Origin of the sequence: Mucilaginibacter sp. NFX135 (assembly GCF_048565145.1) — a bacterium.
Taxonomy (GTDB): domain Bacteria; phylum Bacteroidota; class Bacteroidia; order Sphingobacteriales; family Sphingobacteriaceae; genus Mucilaginibacter.
On record NZ_CP183412.1, the window covers coordinates 5,172,952 to 5,187,212 of the forward strand.

General features: G+C 44.8%; 12 protein-coding genes. 7 read left to right on the top strand and 5 right to left on the bottom strand.

Annotated elements, in window-relative coordinates; translation table 11 throughout:
• Position 1: 1 nt before the first annotated feature.
• From ACNURT_RS21580 to ACNURT_RS21600, 5 genes are all read right to left on the bottom strand, one after another.
• Entirely contained in the window at positions 2–787 is a 786-nt protein-coding gene (locus ACNURT_RS21580; RefSeq protein ID WP_419699473.1) for a rhamnogalacturonan acetylesterase, read from the bottom strand.
• Positions 788–800: 13 nt separating this feature from the next.
• The gene (locus tag ACNURT_RS21585; protein ID WP_419699474.1) at positions 801–1,742 is read right to left on the bottom strand and encodes an alpha/beta hydrolase; all 942 of its coding nucleotides are present in this window, start codon (positions 1,740–1,742) and stop codon (positions 801–803) included.
• A 13-nt stretch (positions 1,743–1,755) separates the two neighbouring features.
• On the bottom strand, positions 1,756–3,417 hold the full coding sequence (locus tag ACNURT_RS21590; RefSeq protein WP_419699475.1) for a glycoside hydrolase family 28 protein: 1,662 nt from the start codon (positions 3,415–3,417) through the stop codon (positions 1,756–1,758).
• A 279-nt stretch (positions 3,418–3,696) separates the two neighbouring features.
• Positions 3,697–3,891, bottom strand: coding sequence for a hypothetical protein (locus ACNURT_RS21595; RefSeq protein ID WP_370997018.1), 195 nt, complete (start codon positions 3,889–3,891; stop codon positions 3,697–3,699).
• A gap of 80 nt (positions 3,892–3,971) precedes the next feature.
• Entirely contained in the window at positions 3,972–4,112 is a 141-nt protein-coding gene (locus ACNURT_RS21600; RefSeq protein WP_176851916.1) for a hypothetical protein, read from the bottom strand.
• 417 nt (positions 4,113–4,529) lie between these two features.
• On the opposite strand from ACNURT_RS21600, the gene ACNURT_RS21605 reads away from it, so the two are divergent.
• From ACNURT_RS21605 to ACNURT_RS21635, 7 genes are read left to right on the top strand one after another with little or no spacing between them, the layout of a single operon-like run.
• Positions 4,530–5,696 (top strand): iron-containing alcohol dehydrogenase, encoded by a 1,167-nt coding sequence (locus ACNURT_RS21605; RefSeq protein WP_370997019.1) that lies wholly within the window; start codon positions 4,530–4,532, stop codon positions 5,694–5,696.
• A gap of 9 nt (positions 5,697–5,705) precedes the next feature.
• Positions 5,706–6,638, top strand: coding sequence for a dihydrodipicolinate synthase family protein (locus ACNURT_RS21610; protein WP_090463505.1), 933 nt, complete (start codon positions 5,706–5,708; stop codon positions 6,636–6,638).
• Positions 6,635–7,675 (top strand): 4-hydroxythreonine-4-phosphate dehydrogenase PdxA, encoded by a 1,041-nt coding sequence (gene pdxA / locus ACNURT_RS21615; RefSeq protein ID WP_090463502.1) that lies wholly within the window; start codon positions 6,635–6,637, stop codon positions 7,673–7,675. Before ACNURT_RS21610 ends, pdxA begins: the two co-directional genes overlap by 4 nt.
• 4 nt (positions 7,676–7,679) lie before the next feature.
• On the top strand, positions 7,680–8,846 hold the full coding sequence (locus ACNURT_RS21620; RefSeq protein WP_419699476.1) for a four-carbon acid sugar kinase family protein: 1,167 nt from the start codon (positions 7,680–7,682) through the stop codon (positions 8,844–8,846).
• The gene (locus ACNURT_RS21625) at positions 8,843–10,408 is read left to right on the top strand and encodes a sodium:solute symporter (RefSeq protein WP_419699477.1); all 1,566 of its coding nucleotides are present in this window, start codon (positions 8,843–8,845) and stop codon (positions 10,406–10,408) included. Before ACNURT_RS21620 ends, ACNURT_RS21625 begins: the two co-directional genes overlap by 4 nt.
• A gap of 9 nt (positions 10,409–10,417) precedes the next feature.
• Positions 10,418–11,839, top strand: coding sequence for a sialate O-acetylesterase (locus ACNURT_RS21630; RefSeq protein ID WP_419699478.1), 1,422 nt, complete (start codon positions 10,418–10,420; stop codon positions 11,837–11,839).
• Between the two features lies 1 nt (position 11,840).
• The gene (locus ACNURT_RS21635) at positions 11,841–14,156 is read left to right on the top strand and encodes a DUF5703 domain-containing protein (RefSeq protein ID WP_419699479.1); all 2,316 of its coding nucleotides are present in this window, start codon (positions 11,841–11,843) and stop codon (positions 14,154–14,156) included.
• The last annotated feature ends 105 nt before the right edge of the window (positions 14,157–14,261 follow it).

Sequence of the window (14,261 nt, forward strand, 5' to 3'; positions counted from 1 at the left end):
GCTACCTGGTTAGTCCCCGATCAGATCCTACTACACGGCTGTTAATTTCGGGCGACAGCCTGCGCAGGTCTGCCAGTACAATTTGGGCCATTTTGCGGGCACCCAGCTCATTGAAATGCGTGTCGTCTTTTTTCCCGTCGGGGTAATTGGGGTTTTCGCCGGGCTGCAGGTGATTGTACAGCCATTTAGACCCTTCAGGGCCAAAGCCTTGTACCAGCGCCATACTTTCCTGATCAAGATCTATCAATTGTACACGCTTTTCTATAGCTACGTCACGCACGATCCGGGCGTAACGGGCATGGGTATCCGTTATTGTGCCTGTGCTGTCAAAACTGCGGCGTGTTACCGGGGTGATCAGTATTGGTATTGCTTTTTTACTCCGGCTTTGATCAATATAGAGGATCAAGTTATTTTTAAACTCTGTTTCGGTAGTGGCCGATTTTTTGGTAGGCACCTCATCATTATGACCAAATTGTATCAGCACATAATCTTCCGCATTCAAATTATCGGTGATCTGTTTCCAAAGGCCGTCAGTGATGAAAGTACGGGTGCTGCGGCCATTTTGGGCTTTATTAACCACGACTACGGTTGAGTCGAAAAAAAATTTGAAACTCATGCCCCATCCGGTTTCGGGATATGCACTTACCTTTTTATCAGCCATTGTTGAATCACCTGCTAAAAAAATGGTTAACTTTTTTTTAGGCGGTATAAAGCTTAATGCTATGCCGCCCAACATCATAATTGCCAGGCTAAACCGATAGATTTTACTTAGACGAGTTTTTTTCATGATGATGTTATAGTTATTTGGTTGGCAGTTTTTCGGGGATAATGTTCATTTCAATCAGCCACATTTCGCATAATTTGGTCCACAACTCGGTGGACCCGGGATTATTGCGCAGCGCTATGGCATGTGCGCCCTGCGGAAATGCGTGAAAACTTACCGGTACGTTGTTTTGTAATAGCGCCTGGTAAAACATCAGGCTGTTCATTGGGTTTACTGCTTTATCATTAACGGCATCGGCAATAAAGCAGGGGGGCGTGGTGCTGCTTACGTTAAGCTGGGCCGAAAAATGCTTCTTCAGCTCTTCAGTAGGTTTAGGCCCCAATAAATTTTTAACACTACCCGCATGTGCATAAGACGTACTGAGGTCGATCACCGGCGAAACCAGAATAGCAAAATTCGGACTGAATGAAACATGGTCGAGGCTATCCTTAATTGCACTAACGTCGGTGGTTTGGGTAGCTGTGGTAGCAGCAAGATGCCCACCTGACGATGTCCCCATGATGCCTATCTTATCTGGGTCGATGCCCCATTTTGCTGCATTGGCTCTGATGTGGCGAATGGCTCGCTGTGCATCCATCAATGGGCCGATTTCACGTTGCTTCAAGTCAGGAGAGTTAGGGAGGCGGTAATTAAGCACAAATGCCGAAACCCCCATGGTGTTGAACCATTTAGCCAGTTGCAACCCACTGATCACGTAGGCAAGCCGCTCATAGCCGCCGCCCGGACAAATAACCACTGCGGCGCCCTTGTTTTCCTGTTTCCCGGGAAAGAACGCGTACATTCCCGGCAGCATTACCCTATAGATGCGTTCATTTGCTACGCTGTCAGTAAGCCGCAGGTTTTTAGAGTTTGGGATATGACCATGCGGCCATATCTCCATAAAGTTTTGTGCCTGTGTATGGGTTGAAAAGATCACTAATGCCAGTACCGTCAATTTGAAAAACAAATGGTTCATCATTTATCCTGTTGGTCTATTTTGTTGTTGTTAATGCAGATTTATCTGCACCATATTTAAATTCTGCCACCTGGCTGGCCGAACTGGTGTCTGTATGCAATAAATCAACCTGCCCCATATGCTTGCCATTAATGCTCAACAACAGATCGGGCTTTGCCACCGATCCCAGGTTATCGATCTTGACTTTGTTACTGTTTTCTATATGAACCAACGGTCGGGTGGTTTTGCACTGCAGCGTTACTTTGGTCAGGCTAACGTCGCTGGCATCAATAATTTCGGCCCCCTGATCGGCCTTGATCGAAATATTTTCCAGGTGGATGCCCCTGATGCTCATTTCAGGCAGGCCACGAATGAGCATGGCCCGGTTGGCACCATCGCAAACTACATTATTAATATAAAAATTACGGAATTGAGGAGTTCCGGCGTCAACAGGCGGCTTTTCTTCGTCACCGCCGGTTTGGGCCAATGAAGGCGCCTTAGTAAAATAATACATATCAAACAGGATCGCATCGTGCACAATATCGCGCATGGAAATATTACGGATATAAATATTTTCAACCACGCCGCCACGTCCTCTTACAGTTTTAAAACGCAAGCCGTTGTCGGTGCCAAAAAAACTGCAGTCTGAAACAAAAATATCATGTGCGCCCCCAGACATTTCACTGCCGATCACGAAACCACCGTGCGCGCTGTATACCACATTGTTTTGGATCAAAATGTTTTGACAGGGTTTGCCAACTTTTCGGCCTTCTTCATCTTTTCCCGATTTAATACAGATCCCGTCATCTCCGGCGTCAATAGTGCAATTAACCACCCGCACATTTGAACAGGATTCAATATCCATACCGTCCCCGTTCTGCGCATTTGACGCATTGCGGACATGCACGCCATCAAATGTCAGGTCTTCACATTGCAGCGTATGAAGGCACCATGCTGCGGAGTTTTGAAAGGTTGTACCCTGCAGCAGCACCTTTTTACAATTACTGAATACGATGAGGTTAGGGCGGAAAAAGTCTTTTATCTCCTGGTAATCGTCCAGTTTTTTACCGGTTTGTATATAGCCTGCATTACGGGTGCGGGCACCTTTAGCATAGCTGGCCGATGGGTACCAGGTACGGCCGTCATCGCTAAGCTCACCGCCCGAAGCAATGAGTATTTTCCAATCGCGGTCGATAATATTGTCTTTACCCATCGCGCGCCAAACCTCGCCGTGCCCGTCAATAATACCCTCGCCAGTAATGGCGATGTTTTGCAGGTCCTTACCTGAGATCGGAGACTGATTGCGGATGGACTTGTGCCCTTCAAAGTTTCCTTCAATGAGCGCGAAACTGCTTTTATCAGATGTAAACTGTAGTACTGCCGCCCGGCTGATATGAAGATTAACATTATTTTTCATTACAACAGGGCCGGTTAACCAAAATCCGGAAGGGATGAGTACAACGCCGCCACCATGCTCGCTGCACGCGTTGATAGCAGCGTTGATGCGTTGCGTATTTAGTGTGAACCCGCCCGCTTTGGCACCAAATTTTTCAATGTTGAAGGTGTCGGTTTTAAAGGATGGCAATTCGGCGGTGGGCAGATGTTGCCAGGAATAAACGGATGTTTTTTTTTGCCCGTTTGCTTCTACGCATAAGCAAAATAGCAAAATTGCTAATAAGTTCAGTTTTTTAAGATGCATGTTATATTAGGTATAAGTTCATCCGCAAATAGCCGGTCCATAAAATATCGGATAGAAAAAATCCTTTTCAGAGAAACAGGTCTATAGTTGGTTGAAACAAACATATTAACAGAACTCTATACAGAGGTTTAAAAATTGGTCTAAAATGTTCAATAATTGAACCCTCTTTGCAGCAAATCCAGTTTATTTTGTATTTGTTTGATCTATCCTGGATGGTTCACACTAAATGGCCAGCACAATCGGCTTTTCTAAAGCTGGATGAGTTGCTTGGAGCCGATATTAAAAACAGTGTCTTTTAGCGCATTTATTATTTAACCTGGTAGATTCAGCGACGCCTGCCTGTTCAACAATAAAGGCCATCGGGTTACATTCGTATACCAATCTTAGTTTTCCGTTTGGATACTGTTGGGGTAGTTGGATAGGTTCATCATTTTCTTCAGATGCTACAACACAGCACTCGCTGCCGATGCGCAAGGCCGAAATGAATTGCTCATTAGTATATGCCGTTCACCATGGGAGTTCCCGAGTCGGTTTCGCCGATGATATCAAATAAGTCAAGCCTTGCTGATTTCGCGATTTACAATTTTAGCGGCAATGCCTATTTCACGTAAAAACCGTGACAGCTCGCCTTTGACAAAAGGAAAACCTGCCGGTTTCTCTATAATAAATTGTCCTACTGTTTTTACTACTTTCATGGGCGTGTGTATTTATTGAGTTAACAGAAAATATTAAAAGTACCGTATCTGACCGGGTGAGTTATAATTATGCTATGGTGATTTGATTGATTTCGAATAAGAGCGACAGTAGCTATTCAGACAGCTAAAAATTTACCCTATTATCTCAAAATCACCTTTTTGCTAAGTTACCGGGCCTTTGTTATCGAACTGTCATGAGCCGTCTCCCTGCATTTCAGAGATCATTTATCACCATTGCTATCCATAAAAGCCAATTACAGGCATATCATATCATAATGACTTACGGGCAGATATACCTTTTGATAATATCGTACAATAATTGGATAACGGTTGGATAAAAATGGGGGGTGGCATTATCCATCTTTGTTTTATATCAAAACCAATTAAAAAGGCCCGCCATTATAATATAATAAGTATATGCCGCAAACTGAACATCCTTATCGCGACATCACTATCCGGTTTCCGGGCCAGATAATTGTTGGCAAAAAATCGCTTTTAAAATTAACTGATGAGATTATTAACAGCGGGTATAAATCGGCTTTGATCATTACCATCAGCCCGTTGTCAGGAAAACTTGAACCTGTTTTAGTTCAGCTTAAAGAAGCCAGGATTGCTGTTCACGTTGATACCTCAATAGTGAAAGAGCCTTCATTTAAAGACTTTGAAGATCTGCTTGCATCAGTAAAGCACACCGCGGCTGATGTAATCATAGGTATTGGCGGCGGCAGCGTCCTTGACATAGCCAAGCTCATAGCAGCGCAAATTAACAACGACCAAACGCTGGCAGGGATAACAGGCAATGGTCTGCTTAAAACCCGTACTAAAAAACTGATCTGCGTACCTACGACAGCAGGTACCGGCAGCGAAGCATCGCCAAATGCGATATTGATAGATAATGTAGATGATCAGAAAAAAGGCATTATCAGCCCTTACCTGGTTCCGGATGTTGTGATCATTGATCCGGATTTGATGGTCAGTCTCCCGGCAGAGGTTACCGCCGCGACAGGTCTTGATGCGCTAACGCATTGCCTTGAGGCTTATACAAATTTGTATGCACATCCTTTTATTGACATGTATGCGATTGAAGGGATCCGGCTTATAGCCGGCAATTTGGTTAAAGCAGTAAATGATGGTACCGATGAAGATGCCCGCACACAATTGGCTATCGGCAGCTTGATGGGCGGCTTTTGTTTAGGTCCTGTTAATACGGCCGGTGTCCATGCCCTCTCTTATCCGCTGGGCAGTATGTACCATATTGCCCATGGCTTATCAAATGCTTTATTGCTTCCTTTTGTAATGGAGTATAACATTCCGGCAACCACGGAACGATATGCCGCTGTTGCCCGTGCATTGGGTTGCAATAGCGGTGTCAATGATTTTGAAACAGCTAAGGCCGGAGTAGAAAAGATCCGTCAGTTGATTAAAGACTGCGGCATCCCTGCAAGCTTAAAAGAAATAGACATAGATAAAAACACCATACCGCAAATGGCGGCCGACGCCATGAAAATTACGCGCTTGCTTAAAAACAACCCGCGACCGATAAACATAGATGACGCTGTTAACATTTACGAGGCTGCTTATTAAAACATACTAATGAAACTAAAAAAGAAATATAATGGCTTGGTAGTGCCATCAATTACACCACTTACTGACAATTATAAACTTGACCATGAAGCGGTTGAAAAGATATTCGATAATATTTTCAATTACGGCGGTGTACCTTTCATACTGGGTACCACCGGTGAATCTGCCTCATTGCCAAACGATGTTAAGCTCGATTTTATTAAACTGGCAACATCAGTAAGGCAGCCGGGGCGGTTGATTTATGCAGGTATTTCATCAAATTGCCTGGCCGATTCCATTGAACTGGCCAAGCGTTGTGCTGGTGAAGGGATTGATGTTGCGGTAGCGCACCTGCCTGCCTATTTCACACTAACTGAATATGAAATTAAAACATACTTTGAAACCCTGGCCAATGAAGTACCTATCCCCTTGATAGTTTACAACATCCCCGCCACCACCAATGTATCTATCAACTTAAACCTGCTCGATGAATTAAGCTATCATGATAATATCGTAGGCACCAAGGATTCGGAACGGAACTATGACCGCTTAAGAGATTCGCTCAAACTATGGATCGGCCGCGCCGATTTCAGTCATTTTTTGGGCTGGGGCGCACAATCTGCCCATGCATTATTTACCGGCAGCGATGGCCTGGTGCCAAGTACCGGAAACCTGTTCCCCGATATCTATTATAAAATGATTGTCGCGGCCGATAATGATGATGAGCCTGCTGCCCTGCAATTACAAAGGCATTCTAACTTAGTGGGTGATATCTACCAGGGCAAACGCCTGCTGGGCGAATCGCTGGCAGCACTGAAGTCCTTAATGCAAAGCGCCGGATTGTGTCGTCCGTACATGATGCCACCGCTATTGAAAGTTAGTGATGCCGAAGCTGCCGACCTGCAAAAGAAACTACAGAGCATGCTTAATATTGAAAATCTTAGCTTACCAATATACCAATGACAGCCGAGAAACCAATCATAGCGATAACCATGGGCGATCCGGCCAGTATTGGTCCCGAGATAGCGATTAAGGCCTTACTTACCGAAAGGCTGTTTGAGATTTGCCGCCCGGTAATTATTGGCGACACTGGCGTATTTTTTGACATCGTAAAAAGATTGAACTTAGATGCACATATCAACTCCATAAAAGATATCCGCAAAGCAAACTTTGAATTTGGAAAGCCTGATGTATTCGATCTCCATAATGTAGATCTGGAACAACTCAAGTTTGGGGAAATCTCGGCGATGGCTGGCAACGCCTCATTTGAAGCAGTAAAAAAAGCAATTGAACTGGCGCTTGACGGCGAAGTTGACGCTACTGTAACCGGGCCTATCAACAAAAAATCGATTAATGAGGCCGGGCACCATTTCGCAGGGCACACTGAGATATATGCCCATTACACCGGCACAAAAAAATATGCGATGCTTCTGGTAGAACATAATATGAAGGTGATCCATGTATCAACCCACGTGTCGTTAAGGCAGGCTTGCGATTTGGTAAAAAAAAACCGGATTGTTGAAGTTGTTGAACTTTTACAGGATGGCCTCATCTCTCTTGGAGAAAAAAACCTAAAGATCGGCATAGCCGGGCTTAACCCGCATGCCGGCGATTCGGGCTTGTTTGGTACCGAAGATGATTTGGAGATTCTGCCAGCTGTACAAGAGGCGCTAAAATTAGGTTATGATGTAGAAGGCCCGGTGCCTGCCGATACCTTGTTTTCCAAAGCATCAACCGGGTATTATGGTGGCGTAGTGGCCATGTACCACGACCAGGGACATATCCCCTTTAAACTCACCGGCTTTAAATGGAACGCCGAAAAACAGCAGATGGATAGTGTAAAAGGCGTTAACATTACTATGGGCTTGCCTATCATCCGTACTTCGGTTGATCACGGTACGGCTTTTGAAATTGCAGGTAAAGGCGTTGCCAGCAGTGATGCTATGATCCTGGCTATTGAGTCTGCCGTACAGTTGAGCAAAAACAGGATAAAAGTATAAGGATATGATCGCTGTAATTGCAGATGATTTAACAGGTGCGGCAGAGCTTGCCGGAATTGGCCTCAACCACGGGTTAAGAACTGAGGTTAGTACCATTGTTGATGAACGCTGCGATGCCGATCTGTTGATTATAGCTACTGACACCCGATCACTTCCTTTAGATAAGGCTAAGGCGATCATGCATGACCTTACGGTTCAACTGCTACAACTAAAGCCCCGGTTTATTTTCAAAAAAATAGACTCAGTTTTACGGGGGCACATTGTTGAGGAACTACAAAGCCAGCTGATAGCATCAGGATTAAAAAGGGCACTCATTGTGCCTGGCAATCCTTATCACTCAAAAAAACTCATTGGCGATACATTTTATTACAACGGTGTGCCTATCCATCTCAGTGATTTTGCCAACGATCCAACTTTCCCTGCCTTAAGCTCAAATATCATTGAATTATTGAGGGCTGATGAAAAGATTCGCCTTGTAAAAAAAGAAGAAAAACTGCCCCCAATGGGAATCCTTATGGGTGCAGCTAATGATGAGCAAGACCTTGGATATTGGATAAATAAAACAGATAGCGACACCCTGCTGGCAGGTTCGGCAAACTTGTTTACCTGCCTACTTCAACACTTGCGTTCAGCTCAAAAGATTGAAACGCCTGATCCTGAAACCACCGGCAGGCGATTGTTTGTATTTGGCAGTACCTTTTACCAGGGCAAGCTAAACTTAAACAATGGCAAGCATAATAATATCCCGGTACATTACGTACCTGCGGCAACCATCTGTGCCGAAACCAGCGGCGATAATGTGCATGCCCTTTTTGCCAGCCACGTAGCTTCCAGTATCATCGCTGGTAATAATGCCATCATTGCTATAAACCCCGATTTTATTAAGAACATTAAAGTCGACCCGGTATTGCTGAGCCACAAAATGGCAGCTATTGTAAGACAGGTTATCGAGCACACCTCGCTTCATGAATTACTGATTGAGGGTGGCGCAACTGCCTGGGCTATACTTGAACGTTTAGACATCGAAAAATTATATCCCTCAAAACTAATAGCTCCCGGAGTTATTCATATGCGCGTAGCCGGCAATAACCAATTATGTTTAACTTTAAAACCAGGCAGCTACCCCTGGCCGGCTCCCGTTTGGGGAACCAATAACTATACCTGCATATGAAACATGAAACCCTGCACCTGGCAGACTATATCATCATAGCCCTGGCACTGGCCATTTCATTAACCATCGGTCTCAGATTTTCAAAAGGACAAAACTCCACTAAAAAATATTTCGTATCGCGCGGTTCAATCCCTGCATGGGCAATAGGTATGTCATTAATGGCTACGCTTATCAGCAGTGTAACCTTTCTGGCCTATCCCGGCGAAGGTTTTACATCCAACTGGATCTTGCTGGTGCAGGGCTTAATGGTACCCATAGTTTTGCTCCTGATGGTTTGGTTTATAGTGCCCCTTTATCGCGAGGTGATAGGCGTAAGTACTTATGAATACTTTGAAAAACGCTTTGGCTTATTTGCCCGGTTTTATAGTTCTGTAAGTTTCGTATTAACCCATTTTTCAAAAATGGGTACGGTATTTTTCCTGCTGGCGCTGGCGCTCGCTAACATGACCAACACCAATACATTTGTGATCATCTGGATAATTGGTGTTGTGATCATTGTAATTACGCTCATAGGGGGTATTGAGGCGGTGATCTGGGCTGATGTGGTACAGGGCTTTTTGCTGATAGCCGGCGGGATAGCATCATTCATTATCCTCATTTGCTCTATCAAAGGTGGCTTCCCCGAACTATGGCACATTGCCAGCGTGAACCATAAAAACAACTTCGGTCCTTATTCCTGGGATTTCAAAAAGCTCACCTTCATCGTAATGGCTATCAACGGTGTATTTTACGCCATTCAAAAATACGGCACCGATCAAACCATGGTTCAGCGTTATCTTACTGCCAAAACAGATAAAGCGGCCATCAGGGCATCCATATTAGGTATAGCGCTTACCGTACCGCTTTGGGCACTATTTATGTTTATCGGTACGGCTTTGTTTGCCTTCTACCAGCAAAACCCTTTACCTGCAGGTATTAAGGCTGATGCTGTTTTCCCTTATTTTATCATGAGCAAACTACCTACAGGTGTTGTGGGATTAATATTGGCCGCATTGATCTCAGCGGCTATCTCCAGCCTGGGAGCCGATCTTAATTGCCTGTCGGCTATCGGTGTGGAGGATTATTATAAAAAATTCAAACCCAATAAATCAGATAAAGAATATTTGAAAACCGGAAGATGGATAGTAATACTGGCAGGTTTAGGGGCAATGGGCATAGCTACCCTATACCTGCTTGCCGGTGATGAGGGCGCTTTAGGTATTGTGTTTACCCTGTACGCTATATTTTCGGGCGGCATAGCGGGCATTTTTTTACTGGGCTTATTCAACAACCGGGCTAACCGGCAGGGATTAAATATCGGGATCATAGCCTGTATCCTGTTTACGGCTTATGCCTTTTTAACCTCTACCAAAATAGGCTTGGATGCCGATAAACATATCCTGCTTGATCTGGGTAAATACAATTTTAATCAGCATAAGTACATGTTGGGCGTGTACAGCCATTTGGTGGTGATTATAATCGGATCCCTGGCCAGCCTGTTTTTCCCTAAACCCGACTTGAATAAAAACCTGCTTTTCAGCGGATGGCTTGAGACTAAGCGCGCCGGAAAGCTTACAAAATAATTTACTGCAATGAAAAAATTACTGGCATCAAGCCTGGGTTTATTCCTGTTTATATCCTCGCAGGCACAGGTAAAACTGGCATCCATTTTTACCGATAACATGGTGCTGCAACAGCAAAGCCAAGCCCCGATCTGGGGTTGGGACAAAGCCGCCTCAACCGTTACCATCAACACCTCATGGAATAAGAAAAGCTATAAAGTCAAAGTCAATGCAAACGGCAAATGGCTAGCCAAAGTGAGCACCCCGGTTTACAGCGGTCCTTATACCGTAACCATCAGCGATGGTAATACCATCAAACTAAACAACGTAATGATTGGCGAAGTTTGGCTTTGCACCGGGCAATCAAACATGGAGATCCCTATGAAGGGTTATAAAAGCCAGCCGATAAACGGGTCTCTTGATGCGATACTAAAATCTGCTAATAACAACATCCATATTTATACTGTTCCCCGTTCATCAGTAACTGAAGCACAGGAAAATAGCAAACCTTCCGAATGGCATGTTGCTTCACCCGAATTTGTTGCCAACTTTAGTGCAACCGGTTATTATTTTGGCAGGTTGCTGAACGAAATGCTGCATGTGCCTATCGGCCTCATTAGCGATTGTTACGGTGGTTCGAGTGCAGAAGCATGGATGGATCCTGATGGACTGAAAGATTTCCCGGAGATCAAAGTCCCGGCTAAAACAGATTCTATTAAAGCCGTATCACGCACACCTACTACTCTGTTCAATGGCATGCTGAACCCGGTGATTGGCTACGGTATCAAAGGCTGTATCTGGTACCAGGGCGAATCAAATTATGACCGGCCCGGCCAATATGAAAAGCTTTTCCCGGTAATGGTGAAACGCTGGCGCGAGTTATGGCAACAAGGCGATTTTCCGTTTTATTATACGCAGATAGCACCTTATGATTATACCCAGCTACCACCATACAATGCTGGCGGCAAATACAATTCAGCTTACCTGCGCGACGCTCAGCGTAAATCGTTAAAAGTTATACCTAACAGTGGTATGGCCGTATTGCTTGATATTGGTGAGCAGGTGACTATTCACCCGCCAAGGAAAGAACCCGTAGGTACACGGTTGGCCGATCTCGCCTTAGCGCAAACTTATGGTATTAAAGGGTTCGATTATGCGAGCCCGCTGTATAAAGAAATGACGGTGGATGGCAACCGGGCTACCATCAGGTTTGAACATGCTGAGAACGGATTGACCTCCTTCAATAAACCAATCCAAAACTTTGAAATAGCGGGTAAGGACAAAATATTTTGCCCGGCGCAAGCCATGATTTCGGGCAGTGTAATTATTGTATCTTCAGCTTTGGTAAAAGAGCCTGTGGCTGTGCGTTACGCCTTCAGGGATTTTGTGGTGGGCGATCTGTTCGGCACTAACGGGCTCCCCGTTTCCTCATTCAGAACCGACGATTGGTAATATGAAAAAACTCTTGTTGCTACTTTGCTTTCTGTACTGCAATATCGCGTTAGCTCAAAATAAAGGCATTGAACAATACAACGAAGTTTGGACAAGCCAGAGCCAAAACTCGGGCCAGTCCATGCCCTGCGGCGGCGGCGATATCGGGTTGAATGTATGGGTTGAAAAAGGCGAACTGCTCTTTTATATAGCCCGCAGCGGCACCTTTGATGAAAACAACGCCATGCTCAAACCCGGCCGCATAAGGATCAAACTATCGCCAAATCCTTTCGGTGGAAGTGATTTTAAACAGGAGCTAAAACTTCAAAATGGCTCTATACTCATCCACGGAAAAAACGGCGATTTAAAAGCCGAAATAAAACTTTGGGTTGATGTTTACCGCCCGGTGATCCATGTTAACATCAGCAGCAATAAAGCCGTTAAAACCGAAGCCATTTTTGAAAGCTGGCGCTACCGCGACAGGGCTGTTAAAGGTCTCGAAAAAAATGAGGGCTCCTGGAAATTTGCCCCGCGCAACGATGTAAAAACACTGAAGGATAATATCGCATTTAAGGGTGATGCCATCCAGTTCTACCATCACAACCTCGATTCTACCATATTTGACGTTACTGTAAAACAGCAGGGTATGGATGCGGTTAAAGATCAGATGTACAATCCGCTTAAGAACCTCATCTTCGGAGGGCTGATGCAAGGCAAAAATCTGAAACCTGCTGGTACTACAAAAGGGCAAAATCTTAATACTGACTTTGAAGGCTGGAGGCTGAAGAGTATCAAACCCACTGCCAAACAGGATCTTGAGATCTCCCTAAGCACTCAACAAACCACATCCATAAATGAATGGCAACAGGGATTACAAAAAGTAGTTAACGAAGCAGAATCCAACCACAAAACAGCATGGCAAAAAACAGCCGACTGGTGGAAGCAGTACTGGGGCCGGAGCTTTATCTATATCAATAACGATAAGCCTGCCAATGATACTTCAGCATGGCAAAACGGTAAAAATTACCAGTTATTCAGGTACATGCTGGGCTGTAATGCTTATGGACAAGCACCCACTAAATTTAACGGTGGCCTTTTTACTTACGATCCCGTTTTTGTAAATCCGCAATATGCCTTTACACCCGATTTCCGTAACTGGGGCGGCGGTTTGATGACGGCTCAAAACCAACGGCTGGTATATTTTCCGATGTTGAAAAGCGGCGATATTGACATGATGAAACCGGAATTTGATTTCTATCTCCATTCCCTAAAAAACGCCGAGTTGCGCAGTCAGGTTTATTGGGGGCATAACGGGGCCTGCTTTACCGAACAAGTAGAGAATTTCGGTTTGCCGAATAGTGCCGAATATACCTGGAAACGCCCCGCCGATTTTGATAAGGGCATAGAATACAACGCCTGGCTTGAATATACCTGGGATACCGTTTTTGAGTTTTGCCTCATGATGTTGGAAACTGAGCGGTACAAAGGCGATGATATCCACCAATACATTCCTTTCATTGAAAGTTGCCTTACTTTCTTTGACGAGCATTACCAATACCTTTCCCACAAACGAAGCGCTAAAGCACTTAATGGGAATGGCCATTTGGTTTTATACCCCGGTTCATCCGCCGAAACTTTTAAGATGGCTTATAATTCCAACTCTACCATAGCAGCCCTGCAAACCATCACCAAACGAATGCTGGCCCTGCCAGATACCTATTTAACGGGCGACGAGCGCTTGAAATTGACCAGCTTACTGAAACGCATCCCCCCATTAACATTTGCAGAAATTGATGGTCGCAAAACCCTCACTCCTGCCAAATCATGGGAACGGGTTAGTAACGAAGAGAACACCCAGTTTTACCCGGTATTTCCATGGGGAATCTTCGGCTTAGGCAAACCGGGCTTAGATACCGCTTTGAACACATGGAAACTGGATACCCTCGTAGCCAAATTCAGGAGCGGCATAGGCTGGAAACAAGATAACATTTTTGCTGCCCGCTTAGGACTTACCAGTGAAGCTGCCAAACTGACCACCTTTAAACTCAAAAATTCAGGCAGGCGTTTCCCCGCATTCTGGGGACCGGGTTTCGACTGGGCACCCGACCATAATTGGGGTGGCTCGGGCATGATCGGTCTGCAGGAAATGCTGATGCAGGTGGATGATAAAAAGATCCTGCTTTTTCCTGCCTGGCCAAAGGATTGGGATGTGCATTTTTTACTTCACGCGCCTTACAACACCACTGTTGAAGCGAAGCTAAAGGATGGAAAAATAGTTGATATGAAAGTTTTTCCGGAAGAGAGAAGGAAAGATATTACAGTGATGCTAAGCCGATAAAACCCTCTTCTCAATTGTAACAAATCGGGTGTCCCAATTTTTTGATTCCGGAAAAAAACAATCGAAAAAGTCCCGGTATTCTTTTTTGTAAAAAGAGGGCCATTC